Raw genomic sequence first — 14,733 nt, 5'->3', positions numbered from 1 at the left:
GCGGCCGGACCGCCTGAAGCTCTTCAAAGACGATGAGCCTTAGGCCCGCTCGTAGCCCCCCGGGTGTCAAAGAAGCGTTTCGCCACAACAGCCAAGTGATCGGCGTCATAGGCACGGTGGTTCTGCACCAGGATCACCAGGTCGGCCGAAGCCGCAGCGCCCTCCAGGTCGTCGGTCCGCGCCACTTCGAGCTCACCGACAGTCCACCGTGGTACGTACGGATCGTGGTAGAGCACCGTCGCCCCCAAGCCGCACAAATTCCGGGCCAGCGGCGTGGCCGGCGATTCGCGCTGATCGGCGATGTCGGGCTTGTAGGTGACGCCCAGCAGCAGGATCGTCGAGCCGTGGATCGCCTGCCCGTCGGCGTTCAGCAGATTCTGGGCGCGCCGGGCCACGTAGCCGGGCATCGTCGCGTTGATCTCCTGGGCCAGTTCGACGAAGCGGAACGGGTAGCCGAGCCGGCTGCGTACATTGTGCGAAAGGTAGTTCGGGTCGATCGGGATGCAATGGCCGCCCACGCCCGGCCCCGGGTGGAACGCCTGAAAACCGAACGGCTTCGTCGACGCGGCCCGGATCACGTCCCACAGGTCGATGCCCAGCTCGTGACAGAACCGGGCCATCTCGTTGACCAGCGCGATGTTCACATGCCGATAGGTGTTCTCCAGCAGCTTCGCGGTTTCCGCCTCGCGCGTTCCCCGCGTACGCACCACCGTGTCGACGAATCTTCGGTAGAACGCCGCCGCCCTCTCGGTGCAGGCGGGCGTGTATCCCCCGACCACCTTGGGCGTGTTGCGCGCCCCGAACTCCGCATTGCCGGGGTCGATGCGTTCGGGCGAGAAGGCCAGATGGAAGTCGACGCCCGCGGTCAGCCCCGACAATTTCTCGAGCAACGGCCGCACCACTTCGTCGGTAGTGCCGGGATAGGTGGTCGATTCGAGCACGACGAGCATTCCCGTACGCAGCTGACGGCCGATCGCGGCGGTCGCGGCGGTGACGGCGCGCAGGTCGGGCCCGTCGCCCTCGGCCAGCGGGGTCGGCACGCAGATGACGGCGGCGCGGGCCGTCCCGATCAGGGCTTCGTCGGTGGTGGGCCGGAAGCCGCCCGCGAGCATCTCGGTGATGTCGGCGTCGGTCAGGTCGTCGACGTGCGAGCGGCCCTCGGCGAGGGCGGCCACGACGACGGGGCGGACGTCCAGGCCCAGCACGGACAGTCCCGCCCGTGCGGCCTGCTGGGCGAGCGGCAGGCCGACGTAGCCGAGGCCGAGGATCACGACGTCGGCGGTCACAGGCCGACCTTGGAGAGCGCTGCTGAGGGCGTACGCATGGCCGGGGTCCTGGGTCTTGACAGCTCCCAGCGGGAGGGGAAGGGCAGGTAGGCGGGGAGGAACTCGGCCAGCATCGCGGACTGCTCGGTCATCGCCTCGGCGTCGGAGTCGGTGTCGTTGAGGCAGAAGGTGTCGTAGTCGCGGTGGTGCAGCAGGCGGGCGAGACGGAACGGCGTGATCGGGTCGGCGACATCCGTGTAGAGGTAACGGATCTGGCCCGGAGCGGCCCGGCCGGTCAGGTAGGCGTAGTACTGCTGCAGCGACGAGAGCAGGGCGATGTCCTCGGGGTGCCGGAACTGGTGGCCGGCGGTCTGCTCCACCCGGTCGGCGAAGCGCAGGTCAAGCTCGGCGAGCACGCTGCGCCGGCACGGATGCGGGGTGTGCTTCATCTTCTGGGTCAGCACCCGGCCGAACGCGCCCTGGATGACGTCACGGTTGTTCTTGCCGGCCGCGTCGGCGGGGGTGTCGCCGGGACCACGCGCCGCCGAGCCGACCAGCGCTCCGGAGGGGAAGAAGCGGGTCAGGCCGCCGGGGGTGAAGAACAGCTCGGGCGCCACCGGCCGGCCCAGGAAGACGTCGTCGTTGAGGTAGAGGAAGTGCTCGGCGAGGCCGGGTACGCGATGCAGGCGCGACTCGATGGCCTGCGAGTTGAAGGTGGGCAGCCGGCCGGTGTCGCCGAAGATCACGCGGTGGCTGACCACGGTCAGGTCGCCGCGGGAGGTGTCCAGCCAGGCCGGCGTCTGGCCGTCGGTGACCAGGAAGACGTGGCGGATCCAGGGGGCGAAGGCCTGCAGCGAGCGCAGCGAGTAGCGCAGCTCGTCGCGGGAGGTGTAGCGGGAGGCGTTGGCGGTCTGCTCGTTGGCGGCGGCGACCCAGCCGTTGTCGCGCAGGGCCTGGTTCTTGCGGCGGCGCCAGGCCGGGTCGGAGCTGTCGACCCAGGTGTAGACGGCGTCGATCGGGAACGCGACCCGGTCGGGGCTCACCATGGTGAACACCTCGCGGGTGCGGTAGCGGCGGGTGGCGTTCTGGAAGGGTCCGAACACGGCTTCGGCGACCGTGATCTCGGGTTCGTCGGCCGCGATCACGTCGGCCACCGGGTTGGGGCGAGGGCCTACCAGGGTCGTGTTCCGGGTGCGCCAGAACTCGATCTCGCAGGCGTAGTCGGGGCCGAGCACGAGGCGGCCGGCGGGGTCGGCGACGGGCCAGCTCACCCGCAGCACCCGTCCGTCGTTCAGCGTCTCGATGTGGGCGTCGGCTGTGATCGCGGCGCGGGCCCGGTCGCGGTCGGCCTCGTCGACGGCCACGCCGGTGCAGGTCAGCGCGGTCACGGGGATGCGGAACCACGGGATGCCGGCCGCGGTCAGGGCGTCGACGACGCGGTCGAGGTTGTCCCGGCGTACGCCCGCGGGGTCGGCCTGGACGGAACGCCGGGCCGTGAGTCGCCCGGCCGGCGTGCGGACCCGCAGAGCCGGCGCGTCCGTGATCGGCTTGAGGCGCCGGCGGGGCTCGAGCGGCACCCATTGCCGGGCCGTCCGCAGGCGTCGATCCGGGGGCAGACGGGGGAGGAGGCGGCGCTGCACGTGGTAGAGCAAGCGTCGCCGCACGGGCCAGGGGGCCAGGCTCAGAATCCGCACGCCGTAGTCCTTCCGTTCGGTCACGACCCTCAACTGGCGGCGTGGCAGGAAGTTGCGCGGGGAGCGGCGTGGCGTACCCCTTTCGTATCGAAACGGTGGTATGGGGCATTTCGGACACCCTTAGGGGTGGCATCGGGGTTACGGCCGATGCGGAGTCTTGCCTGTCTGAGTCATGGTGGAGGTCGAAGCATCGACTCGGGGAGGCCGAGATGGGTAAGGCCGTGGCATTTCTGGTGGCACTGCTAGCCGGAGTGATCGTTGTCGGCTGGGTGGTCAGCTCGCTGATCGGGCCCGTGCTGTTTTACCTGATCGTGGGCGCCCTGGCGGTTGGCGGCGGGTATTACCTTTACGCCAAGGCCAAGAAGTCGATCGCCCCCGGCACCCGCACTCAGCGGCGCATCGAGGCCGCCCAGAAGACGTACCGGATGCGCAACCGGTAAGGCGCGACGCGGGCGGCTAGGCTTGCGGTCACCGAAGACACTCGACCAACGGGAAGTCGCACCGTGTTTGACACTTTGAGTGACCGCCTCTCCGGCATCTTCACCAAGCTCCGGGGCAAGGGCAAGCTCACCGACGCCGACATCGACGCCACCGCGCGCGAGATCCGTCTCGCGCTGCTCGAGGCTGACGTCGCGCTGCCCGTGGTCAAGGCCTTCATCTTCAACGTCAAGGAGCGGGCCCGCGGGGCCGAGGTCTCCCAGGCGCTCAACCCGGCCCAGCAGATCATCAAGATCGTCCACGAGGAGCTCATCAACATCCTCGGTGGCGAGGGCCGGCGGCTTCAGTTCGCCAAGCAGCCGCCGACGGTGATCATGCTCGCCGGTCTCCAGGGCTCCGGTAAGACGACCCTGGCCGGCAAGCTGTCGAAGTGGCTCAAGGGCCAGGGTCACCAGCCGCTGCTCGTCGCAGCCGACCTGCAGCGTCCCAACGCGGTCAACCAGCTCCAGGTGCTCGGCCAGCGCGCCGGCATCGACGTCTACGCCCCCGAGCCCGGCAACGGCGTGGGCGACCCGGTGCAGGTCGCGAAAGACTCGATCGACTTCGCGAAGCGCACGGCGAAAGACATCGTCATCGTCGACACCGCCGGCCGCCTCGGCATCGATGCCGAGATGATGCAGCAGGCCCGCGACATCCGCGACGCCGTCGACCCCGACGAGGTCATCTTCGTCATCGACGCCATGGTCGGTCAGGACGCGGTGCAGACCGCCGAAGCGTTCCGCGACGGCGTCGGCATCACCGGCGTGGTCCTGTCGAAACTCGACGGCGACGCCCGCGGTGGTGCGGCCCTCTCCGTCCGGCACGTGACCGGCGAACCCATTCTCTTCGCGTCGACCGGTGAGAAGCTCGAAGACTTCGACCTCTTCCACCCCGACCGCATGGCCAGCCGCATCCTTGGCATGGGCGACGTGCTGACCCTCATCGAGCAGGCCGAGCAGGCCTTCGACGAGGACCAGAAAGAGAAGATGACCGGCAAGCTCCTCGCCGGCGAGAGCTTCACCCTCGAAGACTTCCTCGACCAGCTCATCGCCGTGCGGCGAATGGGCCCGATCGCCAACATCCTCGGCATGATGCCCGGCATGGGCCAGATGAAGGACCAGCTGGCCGAGCTCGACGACAGCCACTTCGACCGGGTCACGGCGATCATCCGCTCGATGACGCCGGCCGAGCGCACCAACCCCAAGATCCTCAACGGCTCCCGCCGCGCCCGCATCGCCAACGGCTCCGGCGTGACCGTCATGGACGTCAACCAGCTGCTCAACCGCTTCGCCGACGCGCAGAAGATGATGAAGCAGATGAGCGGCATGATGGGCCTGCCCGGCGGCCGTCGCAAGGCGACCAAGAGCCCGAAGAACAAGCGCAAGGGCACGAAGGGCGGCAACAACCGCCCGCGTACGGGTGGCGGCGGCGGGCTTCCCGCGGGTTTCCCGGGCGGCATGCCGCAGCTTCCCCCGGGCCTCGACCCCAACGCGCTGGGCGGGGCGGGCGGCGCCGGCGGTTTCAAGCTCCCCAACCTCGACTTCAACAAGCTGATGAAGCCCCCGAAGGACGACGACAAGCCCTGAAAACGCAGCTTGCGGGCTAGGCGCCAGTAAAGTAGCCTCGTGACATCCCCCTGAGGAGGTCACGATGGCTGCTGGCCTGCAACGGTCGAGTGAGCTCGACGATAAGGACGACTGGACGGTCGATGATCTGGCGAGCCTTTCGGAAGACCTCCGCTACGAATTGATCGATGGTCGGCTGATCGTGCTGCACTGGACCGTCTTTCACCAGAACCTGTGCCAGGTTCTGGCGGGGATGCTCTGGCCCGGTTGTCCGCCCAGCCACATGCCGGTCCCGCAAGTCTCGATCGAGGTCGATCCGCGCAACGAGCCTCGACCGGACGTGGTCGTGATGCGAAAGGCCTACGCCTTTCGCGCCTCCGTGCCGGTCGACGGCGCGCTGCTCGTCGTCGACGTCGTGTCGGCGAGCAGTCACTTCCGCGACCTGTACGCGAAGTGGAAGCTCTATGCCGCCCATGATGTCGGCACCTACCTGGTCGTCGATCCGACCTTCGAGGGTGGCGTCATGCTGACCGAGTGCCGGCTCGGCGAGAACGGCCATTACGACGAGGTCATCAGCACAAACAAGACATTCACCACGGACTTTCCCTATCCGATCACGATCGATGTCCCCGCGCTGACGGCCCTCCGCGACGATTTTCGCAGAGCCGAGGGCGACCCGTGACTGCTGTCGAGCGATTGGTTCTTGAACTCGTTTGCGGGAGATTGCGCGCCGCTCACGACGTCGATTGATGTGCGCTGGACGGGGATCCGTCCGCTGATGCTAGGTAGGCTGCGTCCAGGTCGGTGCGAATGCCGGCATGGTCAAAGTTGGCATAGAGCAACTGGTCGGGTGCCTAGTATGGTTGAGCACGATCCCATCGAGGAGGAATCGATGACCGCTGTTCTCCCTCTGGTCGACTCCCGCATGCTCGAGCGGCATGATCTGACCGTCGACGACCTGGCTGACCTTCCCGAGGATCTTCGCTACGAGTTGATCGACGGAAGGCTCGTCTTGACCCCCCATGCCCTTCCCCTCCATCAGGTCATCCAACTTCGAACGGCCTACGCGATCGAGGCCAACTGCCCGGAGGACGACTTTGTCGTCAACGGTGATCAGGCGATCTTGATGAGCTTGCGCAGCGAGCTGAAGCCTGACGTCGTTTTAGTTCGCATGGAAGGGTCTCTCCGGTCTCCGGTCTTGCCGGCTGATGTGCCGTTGGTCGTCGAGATCATTTCGCGGTCGTCCAGAGCTGACGATCGTGACCGCAAGATGAAGGACTATGCGTTGGTTGGTATCCCTCATTACTGGATCATCGACCCGTTGGCCGAGCGTGTGACCTTTACGCAATACCTACTCGGCGCCGATGGTAACTATCACCAGCAGGTGCACACGGATGAGCGGATCACCATCCACTCGCCGTGGGAGATCACGCTGGACCCGCCTTCCTGGACGCGCAAGCGTGCTCGCATGAACGAGGTTGGCCGCCGCGATAGGTGAAAGGGCGATCGGGTAGGACTGTCCTCATGGCTCTGCATGTGCGTGGGACGGTGCTTCCCGACGGTGATGTCAAAGATCTCTGGCTGGTCGGGGATCGGGTCACGTTCGAGCCGGTCAAAGACGCTGTGACCATCAGCGACGGCGGGTTTGTGCTGCCGGGGCTGGTCGATGCGCACTGTCACCCGGGGATCGCGGCCGGGGCCAAGCCGATCACCAGCCTTGATCAGGCGCGCGAGCTGGCCCTCGTCGACCGGGACGCCGGCGTGCTGGCGATCCGCGACGCCGGGTCGCCGTTTCCCTATCCGGAGCTGGACGACGAGCCCGGGATTCCCCGGCTGGCCCGCGCGGGTAGGCACGTCGCGGCCCCCCGGCGCTACCTGCGTGACATCGGCGTCGAGGTCGACGGGGTCGACGAGGTGCGGGCCGCCGTCCACGAGCAGGCCAAGGCCGGCAATGGCTGGGTGAAGCTGGTCGGTGACTGGCTCGACCGCGGCGTCGGTGACCTGGCGCCCTCGTGGAGCCCCGAGACGATGGCCGCGGCGGTCGAGGCTGCCCACTCCGCCGGGGTCCGCGCGGCCGTCCACACGTTCTCCGAGGAGGGCGTCGCGGTCATGGTGCGGGCCGGGATCGACTCGGTCGAGCACGGCACGGGCCTCTCCCTCGACCTGATCGACGAGATGGCCCGGCGGGGCACCGCGTTCGTCCCCACGATGATCAACATCCGGACCTTCCCGGGCATCGCCGAGCGGGCCCGGGGCAAATTCGCCGGGTACGCCGACCACATGGTCTCGCTGGCCGAGCGGTTCCCGTCGGTGGTGCGGGCCGCGTGGGAGGCCGGCGTGCCGATCTATGTGGGCACCGACGCGGGCGGCGGCATCCAGCACGGCCTGGCCGCCGAGGAGATGCTGATCCTGCACGAGGCCGGCCTGCCCGCCGAGGACATCCTGGCTGCCGCCTCGTGGCGGGCGCGCGACTGGCTCGGCTTCCCGGGCCTGGTCGAGGGTGGCCTGGCCGACCTGGTCGTCTACGAGGCCGACCCGCGCGCGGACCTGAGGGTGGTCCGCGCGCCGAGCCGCATCGTGCTGAAGGGCCGGGTCATCCGCTGACGCGCCGCGGCGGCCCCGGCCGTCCTCAGCCGGGCAGGTTGTAGATGTTCAGGCTGGTCGTGGTCGGGCAGGCCAGCCGGTCGACGGTGTGGGCGCAGGCCTCGACCCGCTGGGGCACGTTGCCGAGCCGGGTGACCCTCTGGTCCTGGATGCCCACCGTCGAGACTTCGCCGGCCCCCGTGCCCGGCATGACCAGCAGGCGCCGGTCGTCGAGCCAGTCGACGTAGGTGGCGGGATTCTGGAACAGGACTTTGCCGTCGTTGTCGAGCAGCACCGTGGTGTCGCCGCCGCCGACGATCATCGTGTCGCCGCCGGAGGAGACCGACGACGAGTCGGCCGGCACCTCCGTCGTCCAGGCCTTGGCGCCGTTCCTGACGTCGTAGGCCGAGACCGCGGCCCCGCCCGTCCGCTGGTCGACCACGCAGACCCGGCCCGGCCCGCAGACGTCCAGGATGCCGAAGGTGTTCCCGGCCTTCTTGCTCACCAGGACGCGGGAGTCGCCCGAGCTCAGATCGGTGGCGACCACACGGTAGCCGGCCGGGGCGCCGTCGTCGGCCGGCCCGCCGTCGAAGAGCCAGTTGTCGTACGTGATGAGGGCCGACAACTGGGTGGGCGGCTGCGCCGGAGTGATCGTCCGCAGCACGTTGCCGTTCCGGACGTCGCGCACCTGCACCTTGCCCGAGCGGGTGACCGACAGGACGCGGTCGTCGGTGAAGGCCTCGCGGGACCTTTCGGTTCCGGCCGTGCGCACCCCGATCAGGTGCATCGGGGCGTCGCCACCCGGGTCGACCGACCAGAGCTTGCCGCCGGTCCTCCAGTCGTACGCCGCGATCTTGCCGGTCTCAGCCTCGCGGTGCAGAAGAGCGTTCTCGTAGGGGACGAGGTTGTCGGAGTCGCCCATGGGGAAAGTCCAGGCGTCCTTGCTGCGGGCGGCCGGGTCGAGGACGTGCACGTTGTTGTCGATGACGACCAGCAGGCCCTGCTCGACCGCCACCAGGCCGGCGAACTCGCCCTGCGCGGCCGGCCCGCCGAGCCCGTCGACCTTCCACAGCACCTGAGCCGTGTGCGGGTCGACGGCGACCACGTCGATCTTGTTACCGGCCGGTGCGGCGGCGAAGACGCGGTCGCCCGAGGCCACCACGAACGCCGAGGTCACCGTGTTGCCGAACTCGATCGGCGAGCCGACCATGGGCAGCGCGGACGGCGACGCCGCGGGGTTGACCGGGTTCGGGTCGGTGTGCCGCAGCGGGCGGGCCAGCACGGCCGCCCCGGCGAGGACGACGCAGCAGGCGGCCGCCGCGGCGATCAGGCTGTTCCGGTTGCGCCGGCGGCCACGGCGGCGGGCCTCGGCGGCCGGGGCGAGCGGGATGGCGTCGGCCTGCCGGGCCACGGAGCCGTAGAAATCGTCGAGGTCAGCGGGCATCGTCGGCTCCGTTCGAGACGAAAGAGGGGGCTTCGCCGTCGAGGGCGGCGGCGAGCCCGGCCCGGCCGCGGGCCAGCCACGACTTGACCGTGCCCGAGGACGAACCGGTCTCGTGGGCGATCTCGGCGACCGAGCGGTCGAGCAGGTAGTGCAGGGCCAGCGCCCGGCGGTGGACCATCGGCAGCGTCCGCATAGCGCGGATCAGCAGCACCGAGTCCTCCGACGGCGGGGCGGCGGGTGGCGGCGGCGGTTCGGCGGCGGCCCGGGCCCGGCGTACGCCCAACCGCCGCCACCGGTCGGCCGAGAGCCGGTTGACCACCAGCCGCAGCCAGGCTTCCCGGTCGTCGTAGTCGGCCAGCCGCCGCCGGCGCTGCCACGCGCGCGCGTACGCCTCCTGCACGAGGTCCTGAGCGTCGCCCGGGTCGCCCGTGAGGCCGTACGCATATCTGGCCAATCGCCGGGACGTGTCCCGGTAGAACGCGTCGAATTCCGCTTCGTCGGTCATCCCCACCGCCCTTCCACCTAGGACACGGGATGCCCACCCGCCAGGTTGCGTCCCGGACGCGACTAGGATGTCGCCTCATGGCTCGTGTGCTCACTCCCCGCGCGGAGGACTTCCCCCGCTGGTACCAGGATTTGGTCGCCAAGGCCCAGCTGGCCGACAACGGCCCTGTTCGCGGCACGATGGTGATCCGGCCGACCGGGTACGCCATCTGGGAGCGCATGCAGGCCGACATGGATGCGCGGATCAAGGAAGCCGGCGTGCAGAACGCCTACTTCCCGCTGTTCATCCCCGAGAGCTACCTGCGTCGCGAGGCCGACCACGTCGACGGCTTCTCGCCCGAGCTGGCCGTCGTCACCCACGCGGGTGGCAAGGAACTGGCCGAGCCGCTGGTCGTACGCCCGACCAGTGAGACCGTGATCGGCGAGTTCATGGCGAAGTGGGTGGATTCGTACAGGGATCTACCTCTGCTCCTGAACCAGTGGGCCAACGTCGTGCGCTGGGAGCTGCGCCCGCGCACGTTCCTGCGCACCACCGAGTTCCTCTGGCAGGAGGGACACGACGCGCACGCCACCGAGGCCGACGCCCGCGCCTTCGCCCGCAACATCCACCACAACGTCTACCAGGCGTTCATGGAGGAGATCCTGGCCGTCCCGGTCGTGCCGGGCCGCAAGACGAAGGCCGAGCGCTTCGCCGGCGCCACCAACACCATGACCGTCGAGGCCATGATGGGTGACACCAAGGCGCTGCAGATGGGCACCTCGCACGAGCTCGGGCAGAACTTCGCCAAGGCGTTCGACATCACCTTCACGTCGGCCGCCGGAACGGTCGAGCACGCCTGGACCACCTCGTGGGGCACGTCCACCCGCATGATGGGCGGGCTGATCATGGTGCACGGCGACGACAACGGCCTGCGCCTCCCGCCGCGCCTGGCGCCGATCCAGGTGCAGATCATGGTGGTCAAGGCGGGCGAGGGTGTCGTCGAGGCGGCGGCCAAGCTGCGCGACGAGCTCAAGACCGCCGGCGTACGGGTGAAGCTCGACGACCGGGCCGACATCCCGTTCGGCCGCCGCGCGGTCGACGCCGAACTGCAGGGCATCCCGATCCGCATCGAGGTCGGCCCCCGTGACCTGGCCAACGGCAGCGTCACGATCGCCCGCCGCATCGACGGTTCCAAGACCCCCACCCCGCTCGCCGACGTGCTCGGCGCGGTCACCAGCGCCCTCAAGGCCGACCAGCAGCGCATGTACGACGACGCGCTGGCGTTCCGCGAGGCGAACACGGTCGACGTCAAGACGCTGGGCGAGGCGATCGAGGCGGCGCAGACCGGATGGGCCCGGGTGCCGTGGTCGGCGGTCGGCGAGGCCGGCGAGAAGGAGGCCAACGGCAAGGCCGTCACGGTCCGCTGCCTGACCCGCGGCGACGGCTCGATGCCCGACTCCGACGAGGAAGCCGACCTGATCGCCTACCTGGCCCGTTCCTACTGATGCCGTTCGAGCCCGGCCGGCTCGTCCTGCACCGGGACACCCACCGCGGCCGGATCGCGTTCGTGCACCCCACCCGGGTGGTCTCCGACGATGACCGTGGGCTGCTGCTCTGGCTGGCCCGCGGTTCGGTGACCGCGACCGAGCGCACTGTCGACGGGCGCACGCCCCGCGACATGACGTTCGCCGAGTGGGGCGCGTCGACGATCGTGCCCCGGCCGACGAGCTGGCTGGGCCCCGGCGTGCTGCGGTTCTTCCCGCCCGGCGCCAACCACTCGGTCTGGTTCTTCCGCCACGACGACGGCTCGTTCAAGAACTACTACGTCAACCTCGAGGAGTCGGCCGTCCGCTGGGACGACGGCGACGTGGCCGGCATCGACGTCATCGATCAAGACCTCGACATCGTCGCCTTCCCCGACCTCACCTGGGAGTGGAAGGACGAGGACGAGTTCGCCGAGCGTCTCGCCCTGCCCGAGTTCTACTGGGTCCACGACGAGGCCGCCGTCTGGGCCGAGGGCTTCCGCGTGATCAAGCTGATCGAGGCCGGCGAGTTCCCCTTCGACGGCACCTGGACCGATTTCCAGCCCGACCCGTCGTGGACGGCGCCGACCGAGCTTCCGCCCGGCTGGGACCGCCCGGTCGTCACCCGCACCTGACAGCCGGCCCTACCCGACCGGCGCCGCGCCTGTTCCGGCGGACCTCATCCGGTCTCGCTTGCGCGTCCAGGCCGGGAGATCCAGCGTGATCTCCCAGGGCTCGTGGACGGTGGCACGGCGGTCGGTGTGCAGCACTTCGGCGTAGAAACCCTCGACGTGGAGCGAGAACTGGGTGAAGGTGACCCGGTCGGCCAGCGGGTCGATCAGCCAGTAGAACGGGATGCCCGCCTCCGCGTAGCGATCGAGCTTGTACTTGCGGTCGATGCTCTGCGACGACTTCGAGATGACCTCGACGACGAGCAGAACGTCAGCCGCGGGAACCGGCGACGTGTCGGGCGCGGCCTCGGACAGGATCACCGCATCGGGCACCAGCTCGACCCGCGGGGCGATGAGAATCGCCTGCTCGATGTTGAGGACGAACTCCTCGGGGCAGCGCTGATCGATGGCGAAGCCGACATTCTTGCTGATCATTTGATGCGAGGGCCGGGCGTGGGGGGTCAAGACGAGCCTTCCGTCGATCAACTCGTAGCGAAGATCCTCGGGAAGGCCGGTCAGGTCGTCGACGGTCAAGTCGTGCCGCTCGAGCAGGTGAGGGTCGACGTGAGGGAGAACAGCGGTCATCGAATCCTCCTCGATGGGATCGCGCTCAACCATACTAGGCACCCGACCAGTTGCTCAATGTCTACGTCGATCGGGTCGGCCACCGTGCCGACCTGGTCGCAGCTTACGACCTGTCCTTGATCTTGGTTGAGGCATTTCGCGGGCCGATTGGGAGTCACCCGCCGTCATCTGGCAGAATGGTTCCTTGGTGTACGGCTCGCTTGAGGCGCCCTCTAACCCCTCTGCGTTGCCAGTCCATGAGCTAGCGACCTTCCATGTCCCCACGTGGGGTGTCGCCGGGTCAATTACGCAGTCATTCAGGAGCGAAGAGAACCGTGGCCGTTAAGATCCGGCTCCTGCGGATGGGCAAGATCCGCAACCCGCAGTACCGCATCGTCGTCGCCGACTCGCGCACCAAGCGCGACGGCCGCGCCATCGAGTACGTCGGCATCTACCAGCCGAAGGAACACCCCTCGATCATCCAGGTGAAGTCCGAGCGCGTGCAGTACTGGCTCTCGGTCGGCGCGCAGCCGAGCGAGGCCGTGCAGCGTCTCCTGGAGAAGACCGGCGACTGGCAGCAGTTCAAGGGCCTGCCGGCCCCGCCGCCGCTGCTCGTCGCGGAGCCCAAGGTCAGCCGCACCGAGGTGTACGAGGCCGAGGCCAAGTCCGCCGCCGGTGTCGCCGACGCTCCGGCCAAGACCGCCAAGAAGGCCCCGGCCAAGACCGCCGAGCCCAAGGCTGAGGCCAAGGCTGAGTCGAAGCCGGCCGAGGCCGCCGAGCCGAACCGTGAGGCTGTCGCCGAGACCGCAGAGGACCCGGCCGGTGCCGGCGCCGACGCGAGCTGACGGGGCGCTCCGGCCGGCGCTGGAGCACCTCGTCAAGGGCATCGTCGAGAACCCGGACGACGTCCGGGTCCGGCTGGTCGACTCGCGCCGCGGCAAGCGGCTCGAGGTTCGCGTGCACCCGGAGGACCTGGGAACGGTCATCGGGCGCGGCGGACGCACGGCCAAGGCCCTGCGGCAGGTCATCGGGTCGATCGGTGGGCGCGGCATCCGCGTAGACATCGTCGACGCGTACTGATGCTCCTAACAGTCGGCCAGATCGGTAAACCGCACGGCATCCGGGGCGAGGTCTCGGTGGTCGTGCGGACCGACGAACCGGAAGAACGTTTCGTCCCCGGGTCGGTGTTCGTGACGGAGGTCCCCCGGGACCGCCGCGTGAGCACCGGCCCGTCGGCCGTCGCCGGTACCGCCCGCTACGAGGTGCCCAAGCAGCTCGTGCTCGAGTCGATCCGCTGGCACCAGGGCCGGGGCATCGCGGTCTTCGAGAACATCTACGACCGCAACGTCGCCGAGGAGCTGCGCGGCGTCTTCCTGCAGGTGGACAGCTCCGAGCTGACCCCGCCGGACGACCCGGACGAGTTCCACGACCACCAGCTGGTCGGCCTGCGTGTCGAGTCGGCCGACGGCACCGTGCACGGCACCGTGCAGCGCATCGACCACGCCCCGTCGTCCGACCTGATCGTGTTGAAGAAGGCGGCCGGGGGCACGGCGCTGATCCCCTTCGTGAGCGCGATGGTCCCGACGGTCGACGTCGCCGGCGGCAAGATCGTGGTGGATCTGCCCGAGGGTCTGCTGGACCTGTAGATGCGCGTCGACATCATCTCGATCTTCCCGGACTACTTCGCCCCGCTCGACCTGTCGCTGATCGGCAAGGCGCGGGGGACCGGCGTTCTCGACCTGGCCGTGCACGACCTTCGCACCTGGACCAGCGACGTGCATCGCACGGTCGACGACACCCCGTACGGCGGTGGGCCCGGCATGGTCATGCGGCCCGAGCCCTGGGGGCAGGCACTCGACGCGGTCGGGCCGGGGACGCTGATCGTGCCGTCGCCTGTCGGCAAGCCGTTCACGCAGGCCGACGCGCAGGCGCTGGCCTCGCTCGACCATCTGATCTTCGCGTGCGGTCGCTACGAGGGCATCGATCAGCGGGTGATCGACGACGCGGCCTCCCGCATGCCGGTGCTCGAGGTGTCGCTCGGCGACTACGTGCTCTTCGGGGGCGAGGTCGCGGTCATCGTGATCATGGAGGCGGTGACGCGGTTGCTGCCGGGGGTGCTCGGCAACGCCGACTCGCTGACCGAGGAATCGCACGCGGCGGGGCTGCTGGAAGCGCCCGTTTACACGAAACCGGCGTCGTGGCGGGACCGGCCCGTCCCGGACGTGCTGCGCTCCGGCGATCACGGGCGGATCGCCCGCTGGCGGCGGGAGCAGAGCCTGTTGCGTACGGCCTCGCGCCGGCCCGACATGATGGCCGCCTATCCGGCCGAGCATCTGAATAAAACGGACAGGAAGGCCCTCGACGAGGGCGGATTTCAGATCACGCCTCCCCCTGTGGCAAAGTAGGGAGGTTGCCGACTTCACCCGCGCCGCGGGCGAAGTCGAGGATCCCTCGAGTTGCCGG

At 69.1% G+C, this 14,733-nt stretch carries 16 protein-coding genes; 11 read left to right on the top strand and 5 right to left on the bottom strand.

All coding sequences use genetic code 11. The annotated features are described in order from the left end of the window. Positions 1-23 precede the first annotated feature (23 nt). The gene (locus EER30_RS00845; protein WP_127497281.1) at positions 24-1,286 is read right to left on the bottom strand and encodes a nucleotide sugar dehydrogenase; all 1,263 of its coding nucleotides are present in this window, start codon (positions 1,284-1,286) and stop codon (positions 24-26) included. Further along, positions 1,283-2,983, bottom strand: a complete 1,701-nt coding sequence (locus EER30_RS00840) for a stealth family protein (RefSeq protein ID WP_127497279.1) — start codon at positions 2,981-2,983, stop codon at positions 1,283-1,285. Before EER30_RS00840 ends, EER30_RS00845 begins: the two co-directional genes overlap by 4 nt. A gap of 185 nt (positions 2,984-3,168) precedes the next feature. Between EER30_RS00840 and EER30_RS00835 the strand changes: the two genes are divergently transcribed. From EER30_RS00835 to EER30_RS00815, 5 genes are all read left to right on the top strand, one after another. Continuing rightward, entirely contained in the window at positions 3,169-3,399 is a 231-nt protein-coding gene (locus tag EER30_RS00835; protein WP_127497277.1) for a hypothetical protein, read from the top strand. A gap of 63 nt (positions 3,400-3,462) precedes the next feature. Then, positions 3,463-5,022, top strand: a complete 1,560-nt coding sequence (gene ffh, locus EER30_RS00830) for a signal recognition particle protein (protein WP_127497275.1) — start codon at positions 3,463-3,465, stop codon at positions 5,020-5,022. Between the two features lie 64 nt (positions 5,023-5,086). Beyond that, entirely contained in the window at positions 5,087-5,683 is a 597-nt protein-coding gene (locus EER30_RS00825) for a Uma2 family endonuclease (protein ID WP_127497273.1), read from the top strand. A gap of 210 nt (positions 5,684-5,893) precedes the next feature. Continuing rightward, complete coding sequence (locus tag EER30_RS00820) at positions 5,894-6,499, top strand: Uma2 family endonuclease (RefSeq protein WP_127497271.1); 606 nt, start codon at positions 5,894-5,896, stop codon at positions 6,497-6,499. A 26-nt stretch (positions 6,500-6,525) separates the two neighbouring features. Further along, positions 6,526-7,605, top strand: coding sequence for an amidohydrolase family protein (locus EER30_RS00815; protein ID WP_127497270.1), 1,080 nt, complete (start codon positions 6,526-6,528; stop codon positions 7,603-7,605). A gap of 25 nt (positions 7,606-7,630) precedes the next feature. Here EER30_RS00815 and EER30_RS00810 read toward each other — a convergent pair whose 3' ends face one another. Both EER30_RS00810 and EER30_RS00805 read right to left on the bottom strand, forming a co-directional pair. Then, on the bottom strand, positions 7,631-9,028 hold the full coding sequence (locus EER30_RS00810; RefSeq protein ID WP_127497268.1) for an outer membrane protein assembly factor BamB family protein: 1,398 nt from the start codon (positions 9,026-9,028) through the stop codon (positions 7,631-7,633). Then, positions 9,018-9,533: a SigE family RNA polymerase sigma factor gene (locus EER30_RS00805; protein ID WP_127497266.1), complete on the bottom strand. Its 516-nt coding sequence runs from the start codon at positions 9,531-9,533 to the stop codon at positions 9,018-9,020. The genes EER30_RS00810 and EER30_RS00805 overlap by 11 nt, the downstream gene beginning before the upstream one ends. A gap of 77 nt (positions 9,534-9,610) precedes the next feature. Between EER30_RS00805 and proS the strand changes: the two genes are divergently transcribed. Together proS and EER30_RS00795 are read left to right on the top strand one after the other, a co-directional pair. Then, positions 9,611-11,017, top strand: a complete 1,407-nt coding sequence (gene proS, locus EER30_RS00800) for a proline--tRNA ligase (RefSeq protein ID WP_127497264.1) — start codon at positions 9,611-9,613, stop codon at positions 11,015-11,017. Next, positions 11,017-11,670, top strand: coding sequence for a ribonuclease FAU-1 family protein (locus tag EER30_RS00795; protein ID WP_127497262.1), 654 nt, complete (start codon positions 11,017-11,019; stop codon positions 11,668-11,670). Before proS ends, EER30_RS00795 begins: the two co-directional genes overlap by 1 nt. Positions 11,671-11,679: 9 nt before the next feature. Here EER30_RS00795 and EER30_RS00790 read toward each other — a convergent pair whose 3' ends face one another. Continuing rightward, a complete protein-coding gene (locus EER30_RS00790) occupies positions 11,680-12,291 on the bottom strand; it encodes a Uma2 family endonuclease (RefSeq protein WP_127497260.1) in 612 nt (203 codons plus the stop codon). Positions 12,292-12,605: 314 nt separating this feature from the next. Here EER30_RS00790 and rpsP point away from each other — a divergent pair, with 314 nt between their 5' ends. The 4 genes from rpsP to trmD are packed head-to-tail and all read left to right on the top strand — an operon-like array spanning position 12,606 to position 14,675. Beyond that, on the top strand, positions 12,606-13,115 hold the full coding sequence (gene rpsP, locus EER30_RS00785; RefSeq protein ID WP_127497258.1) for a 30S ribosomal protein S16: 510 nt from the start codon (positions 12,606-12,608) through the stop codon (positions 13,113-13,115). Further along, positions 13,093-13,350 (top strand): RNA-binding protein, encoded by a 258-nt coding sequence (locus tag EER30_RS00780; protein ID WP_127497256.1) that lies wholly within the window; start codon positions 13,093-13,095, stop codon positions 13,348-13,350. Before rpsP ends, EER30_RS00780 begins: the two co-directional genes overlap by 23 nt. Then, on the top strand, positions 13,350-13,916 hold the full coding sequence (rimM, locus tag EER30_RS00775; RefSeq protein WP_127497254.1) for a ribosome maturation factor RimM: 567 nt from the start codon (positions 13,350-13,352) through the stop codon (positions 13,914-13,916). The genes EER30_RS00780 and rimM overlap by 1 nt, the downstream gene beginning before the upstream one ends. Continuing rightward, positions 13,917-14,675: a tRNA (guanosine(37)-N1)-methyltransferase TrmD gene (trmD, locus tag EER30_RS00770; protein ID WP_127497253.1), complete on the top strand. Its 759-nt coding sequence runs from the start codon at positions 13,917-13,919 to the stop codon at positions 14,673-14,675. Positions 14,676-14,733 lie beyond the last annotated feature (58 nt).

The organism is Actinoplanes solisilvae, assembly GCF_003999975.1.
GTDB classification, from domain to species: Bacteria; Actinomycetota; Actinomycetes; order Mycobacteriales; family Micromonosporaceae; genus Actinoplanes; species Actinoplanes solisilvae.
Note: the sequence above shows the minus strand (reverse complement) of the source record. Positions and strands in the feature narration are given on the sequence as shown.